At 70.2% G+C, this 17,752-nt stretch carries 20 protein-coding genes; 9 read left to right on the forward strand and 11 right to left on the reverse strand.

Going from position 1 to position 17,752, the window contains the following annotated elements:
- Positions 1-108: 108 nt before the first annotated feature.
- On the forward strand, positions 109-852 hold the full coding sequence (locus tag NCG93_RS18695) for a sulfurtransferase (protein ID WP_194413230.1): 744 nt from the start codon (positions 109-111) through the stop codon (positions 850-852).
- Positions 849-1,250, forward strand: a complete 402-nt coding sequence (locus NCG93_RS18700) for a DUF3054 domain-containing protein (RefSeq protein ID WP_194413231.1) — start codon at positions 849-851, stop codon at positions 1,248-1,250. Before NCG93_RS18695 ends, NCG93_RS18700 begins: the two co-directional genes overlap by 4 nt.
- A 199-nt stretch (positions 1,251-1,449) precedes the next feature.
- Here the strand turns inward: NCG93_RS18700 and NCG93_RS18705 are convergent, their stop codons facing one another.
- The 6 genes from NCG93_RS18705 to NCG93_RS18730 all read right to left on the reverse strand — a co-directional run bounded on the left by NCG93_RS18705 (position 1,450) and on the right by NCG93_RS18730 (position 6,405).
- Positions 1,450-1,749 (reverse strand): hypothetical protein, encoded by a 300-nt coding sequence (locus NCG93_RS18705; RefSeq protein WP_194413232.1) that lies wholly within the window; start codon positions 1,747-1,749, stop codon positions 1,450-1,452.
- A gap of 20 nt (positions 1,750-1,769) precedes the next feature.
- A complete protein-coding gene (locus tag NCG93_RS18710; protein WP_194413233.1) occupies positions 1,770-3,098 on the reverse strand; it encodes a hypothetical protein in 1,329 nt (442 codons plus the stop codon).
- A gap of 146 nt (positions 3,099-3,244) precedes the next feature.
- Positions 3,245-4,159 (reverse strand): ABC transporter substrate-binding protein, encoded by a 915-nt coding sequence (locus NCG93_RS18715; RefSeq protein ID WP_194413234.1) that lies wholly within the window; start codon positions 4,157-4,159, stop codon positions 3,245-3,247.
- Positions 4,160-4,190: 31 nt separating this feature from the next.
- Complete coding sequence (locus tag NCG93_RS18720; protein ID WP_194413235.1) at positions 4,191-4,916, reverse strand: ABC transporter permease; 726 nt, start codon at positions 4,914-4,916, stop codon at positions 4,191-4,193.
- Entirely contained in the window at positions 4,913-5,584 is a 672-nt protein-coding gene (locus tag NCG93_RS18725; RefSeq protein WP_194413236.1) for an ABC transporter permease, read from the reverse strand. The genes NCG93_RS18720 and NCG93_RS18725 overlap by 4 nt, the downstream gene beginning before the upstream one ends.
- Positions 5,581-6,405 (reverse strand): ABC transporter ATP-binding protein, encoded by an 825-nt coding sequence (locus NCG93_RS18730; RefSeq protein ID WP_194413237.1) that lies wholly within the window; start codon positions 6,403-6,405, stop codon positions 5,581-5,583. The genes NCG93_RS18725 and NCG93_RS18730 overlap by 4 nt, the downstream gene beginning before the upstream one ends.
- Positions 6,406-6,556: 151 nt before the next feature.
- On the opposite strand from NCG93_RS18730, the gene NCG93_RS18735 reads away from it, so the two are divergent.
- On the forward strand, positions 6,557-7,993 hold the full coding sequence (locus NCG93_RS18735; protein ID WP_194413238.1) for a dihydrolipoyl dehydrogenase family protein: 1,437 nt from the start codon (positions 6,557-6,559) through the stop codon (positions 7,991-7,993).
- Between the two features lie 42 nt (positions 7,994-8,035).
- Here the strand turns inward: NCG93_RS18735 and NCG93_RS18740 are convergent, their stop codons facing one another.
- Positions 8,036-8,644, reverse strand: coding sequence for a flavodoxin family protein (locus NCG93_RS18740; RefSeq protein WP_194413239.1), 609 nt, complete (start codon positions 8,642-8,644; stop codon positions 8,036-8,038).
- 139 nt (positions 8,645-8,783) lie between these two features.
- Here NCG93_RS18740 and NCG93_RS18745 point away from each other — a divergent pair, with 139 nt between their 5' ends.
- From NCG93_RS18745 to NCG93_RS18770, 6 genes are all read left to right on the forward strand, one after another.
- Complete coding sequence (locus NCG93_RS18745) at positions 8,784-9,278, forward strand: DUF427 domain-containing protein (RefSeq protein ID WP_194413240.1); 495 nt, start codon at positions 8,784-8,786, stop codon at positions 9,276-9,278.
- Positions 9,279-9,413: 135 nt separating this feature from the next.
- The gene (locus NCG93_RS18750; RefSeq protein ID WP_194413241.1) at positions 9,414-9,980 is read left to right on the forward strand and encodes a PadR family transcriptional regulator; all 567 of its coding nucleotides are present in this window, start codon (positions 9,414-9,416) and stop codon (positions 9,978-9,980) included.
- Positions 9,981-10,105: 125 nt separating this feature from the next.
- Positions 10,106-11,806: an ABC1 kinase family protein gene (locus NCG93_RS18755; protein WP_194413242.1), complete on the forward strand. Its 1,701-nt coding sequence runs from the start codon at positions 10,106-10,108 to the stop codon at positions 11,804-11,806.
- 106 nt (positions 11,807-11,912) lie between these two features.
- Positions 11,913-12,818 (forward strand): SDR family oxidoreductase, encoded by a 906-nt coding sequence (locus NCG93_RS18760; protein ID WP_372496006.1) that lies wholly within the window; start codon positions 11,913-11,915, stop codon positions 12,816-12,818.
- A 172-nt stretch (positions 12,819-12,990) separates the two neighbouring features.
- Entirely contained in the window at positions 12,991-14,082 is a 1,092-nt protein-coding gene (gene gnd, locus NCG93_RS18765) for a phosphogluconate dehydrogenase (NAD(+)-dependent, decarboxylating) (protein WP_194413243.1), read from the forward strand.
- Positions 14,079-14,717 (forward strand): GyrI-like domain-containing protein, encoded by a 639-nt coding sequence (locus tag NCG93_RS18770; protein WP_194413244.1) that lies wholly within the window; start codon positions 14,079-14,081, stop codon positions 14,715-14,717. The genes gnd and NCG93_RS18770 overlap by 4 nt, the downstream gene beginning before the upstream one ends.
- Before the next feature lie 61 nt (positions 14,718-14,778).
- On the opposite strand, the gene NCG93_RS18775 is transcribed toward NCG93_RS18770, so the two are convergent.
- From NCG93_RS18775 to msrB, 4 genes are all read right to left on the reverse strand, one after another.
- Positions 14,779-14,982, reverse strand: a complete 204-nt coding sequence (locus NCG93_RS18775; RefSeq protein WP_026059428.1) for a cold-shock protein — start codon at positions 14,980-14,982, stop codon at positions 14,779-14,781.
- Between the two features lie 549 nt (positions 14,983-15,531).
- A complete protein-coding gene (locus tag NCG93_RS18780) occupies positions 15,532-16,500 on the reverse strand; it encodes a hypothetical protein (protein WP_194413245.1) in 969 nt (322 codons plus the stop codon).
- 206 nt (positions 16,501-16,706) lie between these two features.
- Positions 16,707-17,261: a peptide-methionine (S)-S-oxide reductase MsrA gene (gene msrA / locus NCG93_RS18785; RefSeq protein ID WP_194413246.1), complete on the reverse strand. Its 555-nt coding sequence runs from the start codon at positions 17,259-17,261 to the stop codon at positions 16,707-16,709.
- A complete protein-coding gene (gene msrB / locus NCG93_RS18790; protein ID WP_194413247.1) occupies positions 17,258-17,725 on the reverse strand; it encodes a peptide-methionine (R)-S-oxide reductase MsrB in 468 nt (155 codons plus the stop codon). The genes msrA and msrB overlap by 4 nt, the downstream gene beginning before the upstream one ends.
- Positions 17,726-17,752 lie beyond the last annotated feature (27 nt).

The following is a 17,752-nucleotide window of genomic DNA, read 5'->3' on the forward strand; positions in this document are numbered from 1 at the left end:
CCCCCACACTCCTGCGGCCGGGCTCGCGCTGCGAGCCCCTTGACGTCGAACCGGCTCGGAAGTAACCGCGCGTGCGGAGGACCTCTGCGGCGTCCGTAGGGTGGAGGGGTGGCATCCGTTCTCAACATCTCGGCGTATCTGTTCACGCACATCGCCGACGCTCCCGCGCTGCGGCCGAGGCTGAGCGATCAGGCGGTCGCCGCGGGGCTGAAGGGCACCATCCTCCTGGCCGAAGAGGGGATCAATCTGTTCCTGGCGGGGGATGCCGTCTCCCTGCGCGGCTTCGTCGCCGAACTTCGGGCCGACTCGCGCTTCGCCGCGCTGACGACGAAGGAGAGCTGGTCCGCTGCGCAGCCGTTCGGCAGGATGCTGGTCAAGGTGAAGCGCGAGATCATCCGCATGGATCACCCCACGATCCGTCCCGAGGCGGATCGCGCGCCCGCGGTCGCACCCGAGACGCTGCGGCGCTGGCTCGAGCGGGGACGAGACGACGAGGGACGCGAGGTCGTGCTGCTCGACACGCGCAACGCGTTCGAGGTCGACTACGGCTCGTTCGACGGCGCCCTGGACTGGCGCCTCGAGCGGTTCACCCAGTTCCCGGATGCCGTGGCCGCCGCTGCAGCGGACCTCGACGGCAAGACCGTGGTGAGCTACTGCACCGGCGGCATCCGCTGCGAGAAGGCGGCGATCTACCTGCGCGGGGCCGGCGTGCAGGCGTACCAGCTGGACGGCGGCATCCTCGGATACTTCGAGCAGGTCGGCGGTGACCACTGGAGCGGGGACTGCTTCGTGTTCGACGAGCGCGAAGCGCTCACGCCGGCGCTGACCCCCCGCCGCGAGGTGCTCGTATGACCTCCGGGTCGAGAGCCGCCGCAGGCGCGCGCCCGAGCGGACGAACGGTGGCACTCGCGCTCGCGATCGACGTGGTGCTCGTGGTCGCGTTCGCCGCTGTCGGACGTGCCAGCCATGACTCCGACGTGTGGGGCGGCCTCTGGCAGACGGCGTGGCCCTTCCTCGCGGGCCTCGCGGCCGGCTGGCTCGTCACGCTCGCGTGGCGGGCACCCGCCGCACCCGTGCGAACCGGTCTCGGCGTGTGGGCGATCACCGTGGGCGGAGGGATGCTGCTGCGCGCGGCGACCGGTCAGGGCACGGCACTCCCGTTCATCATCGTCGCCTCCGTGACGCTGCTCGTCGGCCTGGTCGGGTGGCGCGTGATCGCTGCCGTCGTGCGCCGCGCGCGTCAGCGCTGAGGGCGGACGTCACCGGGGGAGGAGATGTGACGAGGGGAGGAGGTTTCAACCCTCAACGGTCCTCCGCTCCTCCCATCTCCTCCGCTCACGACGCCAGCGGGAGGACGCAAGCGGGGTGATGCCGCAATGCGGGTCCCGTGCCCGGGGAGTGAACGGATGCTGGGCGCCCCGCTCCGACGGGAGCGCGGGGCCCCGGCGGTCACGTGGTCTTGCGGAGGCCCGTCTCGATCACGATCCGGTTGCCGTCGATCACGCCGGGGCCGTCGCCGGGGGTCGGTGCGGGAGCGGGAGTGATCTGTTCCGCCTCCCACACGGCGCGAGCGTTCTCGGCCGTCGGGTGGAAGAACTCGTCGATGCCGAGCAGTCCTCCCGACGAGTGCGAGGGCGCTTCGCCCCGGCTCCGCCGGCGACGTGTGTCGATCGCGAACCACAGGAAGTACACCGGCAGGGCGACCGCGGCCGTGAGGAACCCCCACACCGTGACGCCGCCCATGTCCATGACGACAGCGTACGTCGCCGTCAGCGATGGGCGAAGGCCTCCAGGGCGGCGTCGGGCGGGAGCTCGTCGAACCAGGCATCGAACGACACCGGCGTGCCGTCGCCGGGAACCGCGTCGACGTAGGTGGTCGTCGCCGCGGCGATGGTGCCGTCGGCCGCGCGGGCGAGCACCGCGACGGCGACATACTCCTGGTCGTCGGCGAAGTGCGCGCTGACCGTTCCGGACACCTCGGCGGGCCCCCCGGAACCGACCGGCCCGGTCACCTGCTCGACGGCGAAGGACCCGGTTTCGTCGGCGGGCGACAGCGTCGCCTCCGACGCGGCGGGCAGGTCGACGTCGACGCTGGCGATCTGCGCGTCGCCCATGTCGAAGAAGTAGCCGACCACGGCGGTGCGGCCGGACAGCAGCATGGCGTAGCCGGGAGCTGACCCGAGCGTCGACCCGTCTTCGGCATAGGCGATGACCTCGACATACGAGTCGAAGACGTAGTCCGGGTTGGGGTTGTCGATCACCACGGCGTACCACCAGACGTCGTCGTAGTCCTTACCGAAGGCGGTCTCGGCGACCGTCGGCTGCACGGGAGCCGCGAATTGCGCTCCGGAATCGGGCTGCCCGTCGGTTCCGGGGGCGGTGATGCCGGGAACGACGTACTCCTCGTAGTCGTCCTCGTACGGTCCCGCCCCGACGTCGGAGGAACCGGCGAATGATCCCACGATCGCCGCCACCGCGAGCACGACGGCCAGGACGCCGCCGACGATCGAGATCCCGAGCGCCGCGAACCCGAAGCCCTTCCCACCCTGTCTCCTGCTGATCAGTGCGATCAACGAGAGGACGAATGCGACGGACAGCAGCAGGGGCGACAGCGCACCGCTTGTCCATGAGCCGGCGGCCGCAGCGACGATCGCAGTGAGGACTCCGGCGCCCGCCACGACGAGCGCGATGATCGCGAGCGCCTTCGGTCGGGTGTCGATGCCTCCCGGCCCGGCGCCGCCGGGCAAGGCGCCGCCGGGCACGGCACCGACGGGCGGGACGCCGCCGGGCGGCGTGGCGAAGGAGGGCGATCCCGGGTAGGCCGGGGGCGCGGCCACGGGGTGGCGAGCGTACGGCGGCAGGGCGTACGCGGTGGGGGTGACGTACGCGTGGCCGGGCGGCGGGGTGGCTGGGCGCGAGGATGCCGCGCCGGCGGTCGGCGCAGTCGCCGAGGCGGGGATGGCGTAGGTGGGGATGGCGTAGGCAGGGAGCGCGTACTGGGGGGCGTCGGGTGCGACCGCGGTATACGGCCGCGCCGGCGGCGGTGCATCGGCCGTGCGCTCGTCACCTGCGGGTTGCGGCGGGAGGGGGTCGGACATGAGGCTCCTGTTCTCCTGCGTCTGCCCCAACCTAGCGAAAAGACCGGGTGGTTCCGCGTTCGCACGCACCGGCGGAAAGAAGACGGCGCCTCCCGTCGTGCCGCAGAGGCAGAGCGGGAGGCGCCGTCCGTCGGTCGGCGCGACGGTCAGTTCAGGCCGTTGTCGGCGAGCCAGTCCGCAGCGATGTCCTCGGGGGAGCGCTCGTCCTCCGTCGATTCGACGTTGAGCGCCACGAGACCCTCGGGCGTCAAGGCGGCGCTCACCGCGTTGATGACGTCGGCGATCTCATCGGCGATGTCGGCGTTCACGACCGGCACGACGTTCGACGCGAGGAAGAGCCCCTTCGGGTCTTCCAGCGTCACCAGGTCCTCCGTCTTGATGCGCGGGTCGGCGCTGTACACGTTGGCGATCTGGATGTTCCCGGCGACCAGCTCGTCGACGGTGGTGTCGGCGGTGGCCTGGAACGACACGGTGACGCCGTAGACCTCCTCGAGCCCGCTCGGGCCGTAGGGACGCTCTTCGAGTTCGGGCGCGCCTCCCAGCACCAGACCGTCGATGCCGGCGAGATCGGCGATGGAGGTGAGCCCGTTCTCCTCGGCGAAGGCGGCGGTGACGTTGTACGAGTCCTGGTCGGTCGCCGACGACTGGTCGAGGACCGTCAGCCCGTCGGGCAGCGCCTCCTGGAGCGCCGCGTAGACATCGTCCGACGTGGTCGCGGTGGTGTCGGGCTCGAAGTACTGCAGCAGGTTGCCGGTGTACTCGGGGAACAGGTCGATCTCGCCGTCCTCGAGAGCCGGCATGTAGGCATCCCGCTGGCCGATGTTGAAGTTGCGCTCAACCGTGAAGCCGCCGGCTTCGAGCGCCTGCGCGTAGATCTCGGCGATGATCTCGTTGGAGTAGTAGGCCTGCGAGCCGATGACGATCGTCGACGAGTCGCCGGTGTCGCCGCCATCGGTGCTGTCGCCGCTGAGCGGGTCGCTGGAAGCGCAGCCGGCGAGAGCGAGCGCCGCGATCGCGGTCCCCGCGAGCGCCGCGGTCAGGCGCATGCGTGCTGTGGACATTTCGTTACCTCCGGTGTGGTGGGTGGGGATATCAGCGGGAGAACTGCGGCGCGCGGGCGAGAGCGGGTGCGCTCGCCGCCGGACGGATGCGGGGGCCCTCCGTCCGCGGGACGGCGAAGCGGGCGAGGAGGGCGAAGAGCCCGTCGAGCACGAGAGCGAGTGCGACCACGACGATGGAGGCTCCGAGGATCTCGGGGAAGTCGCGCAGCGCGATGCCTTGCACGATGTAGTAGCCGAGCCCGCCCACACCGATGTAGGCGCCGATGGTCACCGTGGCGACCACCTGCAGCGTGGCGGACCGAAGTCCGCCGATGAGGAGCGAGAGTCCGAGTGGCATCTCGATCCGGAACAGGATCTGCCACTGGGTCATTCCCATCGCGCGGCCGGCGTCGATCACCGTCCGCTCGATCGCCTCGATGCCGGCGTACGCACCGGCGAGCACCGAGGGGATGGCGAGGACGACGAACGTGGCCACCGCCGCCTCTGTCTTGAACGCCACGCCGAGCAGCAGACTCAACAGCACGACGAGGCCGAGAGCGGGAAGGGCTCGAGCCGCCCCTGAGAGGAACACGGCGAGTTCGCGACCTCTGCCGGTGTGTCCGATCAGCCAGCCGATCGGGATCGCGATGACCGCGGCGATGGCCACGGAGCCGAAGGTGAACGCGAGGTGCTGGGCGATCGCCGTCGGCAAGGGCAGCGCGCCCGTCAGCCGGGCAGGCGAGAAGATCCAGGCGAATGCTTCGGCGAGGACGTTCATGCCGCCACCGCCCGGAGCCGGGCCGCGCGCGGCAGAGTGGCACGCCGCGTCCACGGCATGAGCGCGCGCCCGGCCAGCATGAGCAGCCCGTCGATCACCACGGCGATCACCACGACGGCCACGACGCCCGCGAAGACTTCGGCGACGATGCGACGCTGCGAACCGTTCGTGAAGAGGTAGCCGAGGTTCTCGACGCCGATGAGGGCGCCGACGGTCGCGAGGGAGATCGTGGACATCGCCGTCACCCGCAGTCCCGCGAGCACGACGGGGCCCGCGAGGGGGAAGTCCACGGTCCAGAACCTTCGCCAGGCACCGAAGCCGACGGCGACCGCGGCGGACCGCGTCACCGGGTCGACGGACGCGAGCCCGTCGGTCACCGAGCGCGTCATGATAGCTACCGCGTAGATCGTCAATGCGATGACGAGGTTCAGCTCCGACAGGTACGGCACGCCGAACAGCGACAGCAGAGCGAACAGGGCGAAGGAAGGGATCGTGTACAGCAGACCGATCACCGTCAGCACCGTCCCGCGGAGCTTCGTGTAGCGGAACGCCAGCCACCCGAGCGGGATCGACAGCACGAACCCCGCGGCGATCGCCACCGCACTCTGACGCAGGTGGTCGACCGTGAGCGCGCCGATCAGGTCCAGATTGTCGAGAACCCAGTTCACGGCTCATCCTCCACGAGGACTCCCTGCGTGCGCCCGGCCGTGTCGACGAGCACCGTGCCGTGCGCCGTCTGCTTGGCGCGCAGCGCCCGCGCGCCGCGCTCCACCCCGATGAAGTCGGCGACGAAGTCGCTCGCCGGGTTCTCGATGATCTCGCTCGGGGTGCCGATCTGGGCGACGCGCGCACCCTTCTCGAGGATCACCACCTGGTCGCCGAGCAGGAAGGCCTCGTCGATGTCGTGGGTGACGAAGACGATCGTCTTGTCGAGCTCGCCCTGCAGCCGCAGCGTCTCGGTCTGCAGCTCTCGGCGCACGATGGGGTCGACGGCACCGAACGGCTCGTCCATCAGCAGGATGTTCGGGTCGACTGCCAGCGCCCGCGCGACCCCCACGCGCTGCTGCTGACCGCCCGAGAGCTGGCTCGGGTAGCGCTTCGCCAGCCCGCGCTCGAGCCCGACGACGTCCATCAGCTCGAGCGCGTCGGCGCGGGCCTTGGCGCGAGAGACGCCGCTCAGCACCGGGACTGTCGCGATGTTGTCGACGACCGAGAAGTGGGGGAGGAGTCCCGCGTTCTGCAGGACGTAGCCGATGCCCCGGCGCAGAGCCACCGGGTCGCGGCCCGAGATCGGCTCGTCATCGATCGTGATGACGCCGCTCGTGGGCTCGACCAGTCGATTGATCATGCGCAGCAGTGTGGTCTTGCCGCTCCCTGATGAGCCGACGAGCACGGTGGTCTTGTGCGCGGGAATGAGCACGCTGAAGTCGTCGACGGCGACGGTGCCATCGGGATAACGCTTCGAGACCCCGCGGAATTCGATCGCCATGCTGCCCTTTCGGCCGGGGTTCCCACATAACCACACGCCGCCGACATGATGACGGAGGCGACGGATGCCGCGAACTCCGCTATGCTCGTCGCCCGCCGCGCGCGGGGCCACCGTGTCGCCTGTGTCGCGGGACGAGGCTACGTTGGGGCGCATGACTTCTCGGGAGTACGACCTCATCGTCATCGGAGCCGGCCCCGTCGGCGAGAACGTCGCCGACCGGGCGACGCAGGGCGGCCTGTCGGTCGTCGTGGTGGAGAGCGAGCTCGTGGGCGGCGAATGCTCGTACTGGGCCTGCATCCCCTCGAAGGCGATGCTGCGGGCGGGTGCGGCTCTGAGCGCAGCCCGCCGCGTGAGGGGGGCCGCCGCGGCGGTGACGGGCACCGTCGATGTCGCCGCCACCCTGGTGCGCCGCGACGAGCTCGTGCACCACTGGGACGACACCTCTCAGGTCGACTGGCTGCACGGCGCGGGCATCGATCTGGTGCGCGGGCACGGGCGGCTCACCGGTGAGCGGGAGGTCACCGTCACCGACGCCGACGGCGGGGAGACCGTCTTGACCGCCCGTCATGCGGTCGCCATCTCGACGGGATCGGCGGCGCTGCTCCCCGACATCCCGGGTCTGCGGGAGGCGCAGCCGTGGACCAGTCGGGAAGCCACCGGGGTCCGCGACGTTCCCTCGTCGCTGGCGGTGCTCGGCGGAGGCGTCGTCGGCAGCGAGATGGCGACGCTCTTCACCTCCTTCGGCACGACGGTCACCGTGGTCGCGCGGTCGGGCTTGCTGCGCGGCGTCGAGCGGTTCGCCGGAGAGGCGGTCGCGAAGGCGCTGGCCGACGCGGGGGCTGAGGTGCGCACCGGTGTCGAGGTGGAGAAAGTCTCACGCGACAGTGACACCGACGGCGGCGGGAACGGCGAGGTCGTGCTGTCGCTGTCGGACGGCTCGGAGGTGCGAGCGGCGGAGGTGCTCGTCGCCACAGGTCGCGTGCCGCGCACCTCCGACATCGGCCTCGAGGTCGTGGGACTCCAGCCGGGTTCCTGGCTCGACGTCGACGACACGCTGCGCGTCCGCGGGGTGGACTGGCTCTACGCGGTCGGCGACGTCAATCACCGCGCACTGCTCACCCACCAGGGCAAGTACCAGGGGCGCGCGGCGGGAGATGTCATCGCTGCACGTGCACGTGCGCGGGACATCGACGACGCACCCTGGGGTGCGCACGTCGCGACCGCCGACCATGCCGCCGTGCCGCAGGTGGTCTTCACGGATCCGGAGGTGGCCGCGATCGGCCACACCGAGGAGTCGGCACGGGCGGCAGGCCTCGACATCCGTGTCATCGACTACGACCTCTCGTGGCTCGCCGGCTCCAGCGAGCTGGCCGACGACTACCGGGGGCGCGCGCGGGCGATCGTCGACGAGAAGCGGCGCGTGCTCGTGGGCGCGACGTTCGTCGGGCAGGACGTGGGCGAGATGCTCCACGCGGCGACGATCGCCATCGTCGGCGAGGTGCCGATCGAGCGCCTCTGGCACGCGGTGCCGTCGTACCCGACGATCAGCGAGGTGTGGCTCCGCTGGCTGGAGGAGTACGGGCGCTGAGCGCAGCGCGCCGTACGTCGTCAGGGTGCCGTCACTGCCGCATCACTGCGGCGGCGCCGGGTACGGGCGCTCCTTGAGGAGCTTCGCGAGATGCGCGGCGTTGCGGGCGAGGGTCGCCGTGGTCGACGCGACCTTCTCGGGCGTCTGAGGCAGGTCCTTGTAGTCGGTCGTCTGCATCGCCTCGCCGTTCCAGTACACCCCGCCCTGCGAGGGGATCGTGAAACCGACGTCGCCGAGAGCCTGGTAGAGGTCAGCGGTGATCGCGTGCGCGCCGTCCTCGTTGCCCACCACGACGGTCACAGCGACCTTGCCCGCGAGGATCGCACGGCCCTCGTCGTCGGTCTCCGACAGCTCGGCGTCGAGGCGCTCGAGCACCCGCTGCGCGACGCTCGACAGGTGCCCCATCCACGTCGGTGTGGCGAAGACGAGGATGTCGCTGGCGAGCACCTTCTCGCGGATCCGAGGCCACTGGTCGCCGTTGCCCATGTCCGCCTGCACGCCCGGCCGCACGTCGAAGTCGACGACGCGGACCTGTTCGCCGGTGACGTCGTGCTCGGCCAGCGCGTCGAGAACCTGCTGTGCGAGCAGTTCGCCGCTGGAGGCATCGGGGGAGGGCTTGAGGGTGCAGTTCAGTGCGAGTGCGCGGAGCATGTCGATTCCTTTCGCGTCGCTCGGCACGCTACGGAACCCGCGAGGTTCCCCGCGAGCCCTTGACAGGGTCGCTCGCAGGTGGGTGGCCGTCGCGAGAGGTACCCTTGCCGCCCAACCCTTGCTCCTCAGGAGGTGGCGTATGCGGCCCGAGCCATCACCGGTCGGTCCCGGTCAAGAATCCGTCTGGGACTATCCGCGTCCGCCCCGGGTCGAGAGGGTCGCGCGGCGCGTGCTGATCCGGCTCGGCGACGAGGCGATCGTCGACACCGACGACGTCGTGCGCGTCCTCGAGACGAGCCACCCGCCGGTCTACTACCTGCCGATCTCCGCGTTCGCCGACGGCGCGCTGACGTCGGGCGAGGGATCGTCGTACTGCGAGTTCAAGGGGAGCGCCCGATACTTCGACGTCAGCGGCGGGGGACAGCTGCGTCCGCGGGCCGCGTGGACCTACCCCCGTCCCGCCGCGGGGTTCGAGTCACTCGACGGTCGGGTGGCGGTCTACGCGCGCGACATGGACCTGTGCACGGTCGACAGCGTCGAGGTGATGCCCCAGCCGGGGCGGTTCTACGGCGGATGGATCACGCCCGAGATCGTGGGGCCGTTCAAGGGCGAACGCGGCTCGCTGGGGTGGTGACGGCTCGGGCGGCGCCTCGTGCGATCGCGGCATCCGCCACCGATCTGACAGCGAACGCCCAGCCTGCTCCCTTGCTCAGCGATATATCGCTAGGTATCGTCGGCATATCGGCACACACTCGTTCAGGAGGTCGTCATGAGCGGTTCGTTCCCCGGATTCGGTTCACGTCCAGGAGGTCAGGGCGCGGGCGCGGGTCTGCCCGGCAGTCTGTGGGATGCCATGGACCAGTTGAAGGATGCCTTCGAGCGCGGGTTCTCCCCGCGCGTCGGCCGCGGCGACGTGCGGGCCGCGGTCCTCGCGATCCTCGCCGAGAAGCCCATGCACGGGTACCAGATCATCCAGGAGATCGAGGCGCGCAGCGACGGCGCGTGGAAGCCCAGCCCGGGATCGGTCTATCCGACGCTCCAGCTCCTCGCGGACGAGGGCCTGGTGGCGGCGGAGGAGTCGAACGGCAAGAAGACCTACTCGCTCACCGAGGCCGGCCGCACCGAGGCCGCGGCCGCCGACGGCCAGTCCGCTCCCTGGGAGGCCTTCGGATCCCGCGACACGGGGCGCACCAGCGCCCTGCCGAAGGCGGGTGCGAAGCTCGCGCAGGCCGCCGCTCAGGTCGGCCGTGGCGGCACGCCCGAACAGGTGGCGCAGGCCGTCGAGGTGCTCGACGAGGCGCGGCGTAAGCTCTACTCGATCCTCGCCCAGGACTGACGGGCCGGCCGGGCGCCGGCGCACGACGTCTACCGGCGCGCACGGTGTCGGCGGGGTCGGCGATCCCGGGCGACCGGGAGCGCAGGCATCCCTGATCACCCGATCCGCACCGCCGAGGAGCTTCGATGGCCGACGTCGCGAACCCGCGCGCCCGCTATCGCCGGATCCTGCGGTTCGCCGGGCGCTACATGGTCCAGGCGTGGTGGTTCGAGCTGGTCCTGCCGCGGTTCGGGCTGGGCGCGCTCGCCGCCCGCGGACGCACGCGCCGACTGCGCACCATCGCGCGACGTTTCCACGTCCTCGCGGTCCAGTACGGCGGGCTCATGATCAAGGTCGGCCAGTTCCTGTCGTCCCGGCTCGACGTGCTGCCGCCCGAGATCACGAAGGAGCTGGAGGGCCTGCAGGACGAGGTGCCTCCTGTCGCGTTCCCGGCCATCCGCGAGCTCGCCGAGACGGAGCTGGGCGTGCCGCTGAGCCGTGCGTTCGAGTGGGTGGATGAGACACCCGTCGCCGCGGCATCCCTCGGTCAGGCGCATCGTGCCCGGCTGACGCCCACCGACGCTCTCGAGACAGGGTTCGCCGACGTCGTCATCAAGGTGCAGCGGCCGGGCATCGAGGCGATCGTGGACGTCGACCTCGCGGCGCTCCGGCGGGTGGCCGGCTGGCTCAGCCGCGTGAAGATCGTGCGCGACCACGTGGATCTGCCGCAGCTCGTCGAGGAGTTCGCGCACACCAGTCGCGAGGAGATCGACTACCTCCACGAGGCGCAGAACGCCGAACGGTTCGCGGTAGACGTCGCCGGCGACGCCCGCGTCGCCGCCCCCGAGATCGCATGGGAGCGCACCACGCGCCGCGTCCTGACACTCCAGGACGTCACCGCGATCAAGATCAACGACATCGAGGGGCTGCGGGCCGCAGGAATCGATCCCGCTGCGGTGGCGGTGGAGTTCGCCGACGTCATGTTCGACCAGCTGTTCCTGCGGGGCTTCTTCCACGCCGACCCGCATCCGGGCAACATCTTCGTCACCCCGGTCGCGCGTCCCGTCGGCGACACCCGTCATCCGTGGACGCTCACGTTCATCGACTTCGGGATGATGGGCGAGGTGCCCGACACGCTGCGGCACAGTCTGCAGCAGCTGGTGATCGCGGTCGCGTCACGCAACACCGGGCAGATGATCGACAGCATCCGTGCGGTGGGCGTGCTGCTGCCCTCCGCAGACACCATCGAGCTCGAGCGGGCCATGACCGCGCTGTTCGCCCGGTTCGGGGGAATGGGCTTCGCCGAGCTGCAGAAGGTCGACCCGCGCGAGTTCCGGGACTTCGCCAAGGAGTTCGGCGATGTCGTCCGGTCGCTGCCGTTCCAGCTGCCGGAGAACTTCCTGCTGATCATCCGTGCGGTCTCGCTGACGAGCGGGATGTGCAGTTCGCTCGACCCGTCCTTCAACGTGTGGGATGCCGTCGAGCCGTATGCCGATCGCCTGCTGCGAGACGAGCGCGGCAACGTGGGAAGAGCCGTCGTGCGGGAGGCGACGTCGATGGCCGGTGTGGTCGCACGCCTGCCGCGACGGCTCGACGACATGGTCACGCGCATCGAGGACGGGCGGCTCGTCGCCGACGTGCCGAAGCTCGACAGGTGGCTGAAGCGGCTCGAGCGGATGGGCCGCCGCGTCGTCTCGGCCGTGCTGTTCGCCGGACTGCTGATCAGCGGTTCGGTGCTGCGTGCGGAGGACCTCACGATCGGCACCGTCCTGATGATCGCCTCCCTGCTGCCACTGCTGCATGCGCTGTTCGCGGGCTTCTCCGGGGGTCGCGGCCCGCGCGACTGAGTCCGGTCGACATGCGGCCTGGTCGGATGCCCGACCCCGCCTAACGAATCTTCCGTGTACGCGCAACCCCGCGACGTGCGCCGCGCGCTCTGCCTAGCGTGACGGCATGGCTACCGACAAGCGCGACCAGTACACGTTCACCAATCCCGCTGAGATGTATGCCGGCTTCGATCCGAAGAAGCAGCATCAGCCGGAGCCCGGCCTCGATGCCGAGCTCGAACCCGCAGCCGATCTGGGCGAGGAGACCTATCGCGGGTCCGGCCGCCTCGCCGGTCGCAAGGCGCTCATCACCGGCGCCGACTCCGGCATCGGCGCGGCGACCGCCATCGCGTTCGCCCGGGAGGGCGCAGACGTGGCGATGTCGTATCTGCCCGAGGAGGAGAAGGACGCGCAGCGCATCGCCGGTCTCATCCAGGATGCCGGCGTCACGGCGCTGACGCTGCCCGGCGATCTGCGCGATCCGGAGTACTGCCGCGAGCTCGTCGAGCGCGCCGTCGACGGGCTCGGGGGTCTCGACATCGTCGTGAACAACGGCGGGAAGCAGATCTTCAACGAAGATCTGACGACTCTCGACGACGAGCAGTTCGACGACACTTTCAAGACGAACGTGTACGCGATGTTCTGGATCACCAAGGCCGCGCTCCCGCACCTGACGCCCGGCTCCACCATCATCAACACCACCTCGATTCAGGCCTACCAGCCCTCCGAGATCCTCGTCGATTACGCCGCGACGAAGGCGACCATCAACGCTTTCACCAAGGCGCTGGCGCAGCAGCTCGCTCCGAAGGGGATCCGCGTGAACGCCGTCGCGCCCGGACCCATCTGGACCCCGCTGCAGGTCACGGACGGACAGCCCCCGGAGAAGATCGAGAGCTTCGGCGAGCAGACGCCACTGGGCCGCGCGGGCCAGCCGGCCGAGCTCGCTCCGGCCTACGTGTTCCTCGCGTCCGCGGAGTCCAGCTACGTCGCCGGTGAGACGCTCGCCGTGACCGGCGGTTCGCCGACGCCCTGACCGGCTCCACCGGCGCCGCACGCGAGCGGCGCCACACGCGAGAGGCGCGGCTGTCGCGGCATCCGTTCCTCGCGGAGCCGGCAGCATGCGGCGGCCGGTCCGGCGCCGCTCCTGCCTAGACTGCCGGGAGGGCGGTCGAGCGCCGACCCGACAGACGAGCGGAGGAGCGGAGATGCAGCTGGGAATGGTGGGCCTCGGCCGGATGGGCGGCAACATCGTCCGGCGGCTGATGCGGGACGACCACGAGTGCGTCGTCTACGACGTGAGCACGGATGCCGTCGCCGGCCTCGTGACGGAGGGCGCCGTCGGCGCCGGCGACCTGGGCGAACTCGTCTCGCAGCTCGAGGCGCCGCGAGCGATCTGGCTGATGATCCCCGCGGGACTGACCGGCAGAGTCGTCGACGAGGTGGCCGCACTGCTCGAGCCGGGCGACATCATCATCGACGGCGGCAACTCCAACTATCGCGACGACGTCCGTCGCGCGGCGGCGTTGAAGGACAGCGGCATCCACTACGTCGACGTGGGAACGAGCGGCGGCGTCTTCGGCCTCGAGCGCGGCTACTGCCTGATGGTGGGCGGGCCTGACGAGGCGTTCCAGCGGATCGAGCCGATCCTGCGGACGATCGCTCCCGGCAGCGGTGAGGTCGGACGCACGCCCGGGCGCGCCGGCGACTTCGCGCCCGAAGAGCTCGGCTACCTGCACTGCGGGCCCTCCGGTGCGGGACACTTCGTGAAGATGGTCCACAACGGTATCGAGTACGGGGTCATGGCGGCGCTCGCGGAGGGCCTGAACATCCTCGAGCACGCGGATGCCGGGATCCAGGAGGCGGAGCACTCGGCCGAGGTCGCCCCGCTCGAGGAGCCGGAGTTCTATCAGTTCACGATCGACACCCCGAAGGTCGCCGAGCTGTGGCGGCGCGGATCCGTGATCTCGTCGTGGCTGCTCGACCTGACCGCTGCCGCGCTCCAGGGCAACCCGACGCTCGAAGGGCTGGCGGGCCGTGTGTCGGACTCGGGCGAGGGGCGCTGGACCGTCAAGGCCGCCGTCGACACGGGGGTTCCGGCGCCGGTGCTCGCAGCATCCCTCTTCGAACGCTTCGCATCGCGCGGCGAGGACCAGTTCGCCAACCAGGTGCTCTCGGCCATGCGACTGCAGTTCGGCGGCCACCAGGAGCTGCCCGCGGGCGACGTGCTCGAGGCGGGCGGACGCAAGTCGGAGTCGTCGAGCGGTGGGCAGGCGACGTCGGCCGACGGCGCGTCGTGAGCAAGGTCGATCTCAAGAAGTCGATCCCCGCGTACAAGGCTCCGCGGGGGTCGTTCGAGATCGTCGACGTGCCGGCGATGCGGTACCTCACGGTCGACGGTCACGGAGATCCGAACACGGCGGAGGCGTACGCGGAGGCGGTTGCCGCGGTGTTCTCCGTCGCCTACACGCTGAAGTTCCTGAGCAAGACGGAGCTGGATCGGGACTACGTCGTGATGCCGCTCGAAGGACTGTGGTGGTCCGATGACATGGCGACCTTCACGACTCAACGGGACAAGTCGCGCTGGAGCTGGACGATGATGAGCCTCGTCCCGGAATGGATCGGCACCGCCCATTTCGAGCGAGCGCGGGACGCGGCGGCCGCGAAGAGCGGTTCAGTGGCCATCGATCGGCTGCGGATGACGGAGCTGGCGGAGGGCACGTGCGTGCAGACGCTCCACGTGGGCTCGTACGACGACGAGGCGCCGGTGCTCGACGAGATGCACAGCCGGTTCATCCCGGGGGCGGGCCTGCGCATGCGCGGGCTGCATCACGAGATCTATCTCACCGATCCGCGGCGCTCGGCTCCCGAGCGGCAGCGGACGATCCTGCGTCAGCCGGTCGAGCAGGCTCAGCCTGCCGATCCGGCCGGGTGAGGGCAGGAAGACTGTCGGCGGTCAGCCGGGGCCGAAGTGATCGGCCCCGGCTGACGACAGATCAAAGCGGCCGGATGTTGGCGGCCTGCATGCCCTTCGGGCCACGCTCGGCGTCGAATTCGACCTTCTGGTCCTCGCGGAGCTCCTTGAAGCCCTCGCCGGTGATCGCGCTGAAGTGCGCGAAGAGGTCGGCCGAACCGTCGTCGGGGGCGATGAAGCCGTAGCCCTTCTCGGAGTTGAACCATTTCACGGTGCCAGTGGCCATCGTGTCTTTCCTTCTTTTTCGTGGGCCGTGTGAACGGCCGCGGGTGCCACTCGCGCGAGCGCGCAGTGGACGTGTGAGCCGCGCGTGAGGCGCGGGGGAGACGGTGTGCGAGGCGAACGACGCGGCGACCGCCGCGGATGCCTGCGGGTGCGTGGAGTGCACGCCGAGGGGGGATCCGAGGGCGCTCTGCGCCTCGAAGCCGTGGGAGCCGACAGCGACGAATCCCGCGTACTCGCCGGCGGCGGTCGCGACGAAGACGTCGGCGTCGGCCTGGTGCCAGTCGAGCAGGAGTTGTGCCGGTGCTGCGGTGGAAGTGACGGAGGTCAAAAGTTCTTTCAGAAGGTGCGCGTCCGCGAGGCGGAAGAGGCACGGAAATCGATGGGAGTGAAACCGCACTCGGCGGTGGACGTCGGAAGCTCTGCATTCCTCGTTGATGGCAGAGGATGTCGACAAAACAGCCCGATCGGGCGTTCCAGGGTAGCACGGCCGTCTGTGCGGCGGCGACGCGTGGGTGACCGAGCTGTGGAGTGGAGCGTGATGGGGTGCGGCCTAGGTCTCGTGGCCGTCCGCAGATCCGCCCGCCGGAGACGTCGCCGCACCCGAGGCCTTTCCGGTGGCCGGAGGCGTCTCGGCGCCGTCGCGGGGACTGCGCGAGATGAGATTGGTCGCCCAGCGCTCGTTGAACCCCGCCAGGAAGCCCACCGAGCCCCAGAAGAACCAGCTCTCGACGCGGCCGTCGGGGATGACGAACACCGTGGCCGCAAGGATCCCGCTCTTGAGCAGGAACACGACGGCGGCGGCGAAGAACCACCCGAGGAAGATGCGGTAGCGCGCGGCCCCACCGGCCGCGACTTCGATCGGCAGATCGTTCAGCTTGTGCATGCGCAGCAGGACGCTGACGCACGCTCCGGCGGCGCCTGCGCCGACGGCGACCAGGACGTCGCGCAAGGCGTCGGCCTGTTCCGGCGGGATGGGACCTCCCCGCCAGAGCGTGATCACTGCCGCACCGCCGCCGGCGATCACTCCCAGGGCGACGAAGGTCAGGATCACTCCGCTGAGCAGGCCGCGCGCATATCTGCGCCGGGCGATCTCGCCTTCGCGGCGCTTCAGGAAGTCTTCCGCGTAGACGAGCCGGGCATCGAGCGCCGCGATGTCGGACGCCGACGATCCGGGGCGGGCGAAACCATGGGCGGCGATCCGCACCGCCTCGTGGACCAGTTCGTCGAGTGTCGCGATGTCGTCGCCGCGCAGCACGAACCGACCGCGCAGAATCACTTCGTCGAGCCGCCCGAACTGGCGCGGCGCCGATGCGGCGACCTTCCGCGCTGCGGCACGGAAGTCGGCGTCGTCGCTGCGCAGCAGGCCGGTCGCCGGTTCCTTGACGCCGGCGCGCTCGCGTTCGGCGGCGCGCGACCTCGCGGTGTTGGGAATGCGGGCCACCTGGATGGTCAGCCACGTCGCCCACGACGTGTCGCCGATCCATCGAGTGCCCGAGGGGGCTTGCGCTGCGTCAGCCACCACGACTCCTCTGCTCGCGCCGCGCACGCGCGTGGCGATGCTGAGAAGAGAGGACGCAGTGAGCCTCAGATACACCGCCTGCGTCGGCAAGCTGCGGCGGTCGTGAGCGGGGAGAGGGGCAGACAGAGGGATGCCGCGACCCGTCGGGTCGCGGCATCCGTTCTCGTCTCGCGGTGAGCTGCTCGCTCAACCTCGAGACGTCACCATCACGCCGTGGCGTCGGCGCGCTTGGGAAGCACCCAGCCGGCACGCGGGAAATGGCACGTGTAGCCGTTGGGGATGCGCAGCAGGTAGTCCTGGTGCTCGGGCTCGGCCTCCCAGAACGGGCCGGAGGGCTCGATGGTGGTCACGGCCTTACCCGGCCAGAGTCCCGACGCGTCGACGTCGGCGATGGTCTCGCGCGCGACCTCCTCCTGCTCGGGGGAGAGCGGGAAGATCGCCGAACGGTAGCTCGAGCCGATGTCGTTGCCCTGGCGGTTCAGGGTCGACGGGTCGTGGATCTGGAAGAAGAACGCCAGGATGTCGCGGTACGTCGTCTTGGTGGGGTCGAAGACGATCTCGACGGCCTCCGCGTGCCCCGGGTGCTTGCGATAGGTCGCGTGCGCGTTCTCGCCGCCGGTGTAGCCGACGCGGGTGCCGAGCACGCCGGGCTGGCGCCGGATGAGGTCCTCCATGCCCCAGAAACAGCCGCCGGCGAGTACTGCCGTCTCGGTGCCGGGGGTGCGGGTGATCTCGCCGGTGTCGAAGGGACCGCTGGTCATGATGCGTGCTCCTGGTTCTGGGTGGTGAAGAGGTGTCGGTAGGCGCCGTAGCCCTCGTCCTCGAGCGAGGAGGCGGGCACGAAGCGCAGTGAGGCCGAGTTCATGCAGTATCTCAGGCCGCCCGCCTGACGGGGGCCGTCGGGGAAGACATGGCCGAGGTGGCTGCCCGCGCCCGACGAGCGCACCTCGGTGCGCGGTAGGATCAACTTCCAGTCCTTCTTGGTCTCGACGGCGTCGGGCTCGATGGGCTTGGTGAAGCTGGGCCACCCGGTTCCGCTGTCGTACTTGTCGGTCGATGAGAACAGCGGCTGGCCCGAGACGACGTCGACGTAGATGCCGGGCTCGTGGTTGTTCCAGTACTCGTTGCGGAAGGGCGGCTCGGTGCCGTCCTCCTGCGTGACGCTGTACTGGGTCGGGGTGAGGCGGCTGAGCGCCTCGGGGGTCTTGCGGTAGTCGTTGCTCACGATTCCTCCTGGGTCGACGTCGCTGGC

The sequence above is a fragment of the Microbacterium yannicii genome (genome assembly GCF_024055635.1).
GTDB lineage: Bacteria > Actinomycetota > Actinomycetes > Actinomycetales > Microbacteriaceae > Microbacterium > Microbacterium yannicii.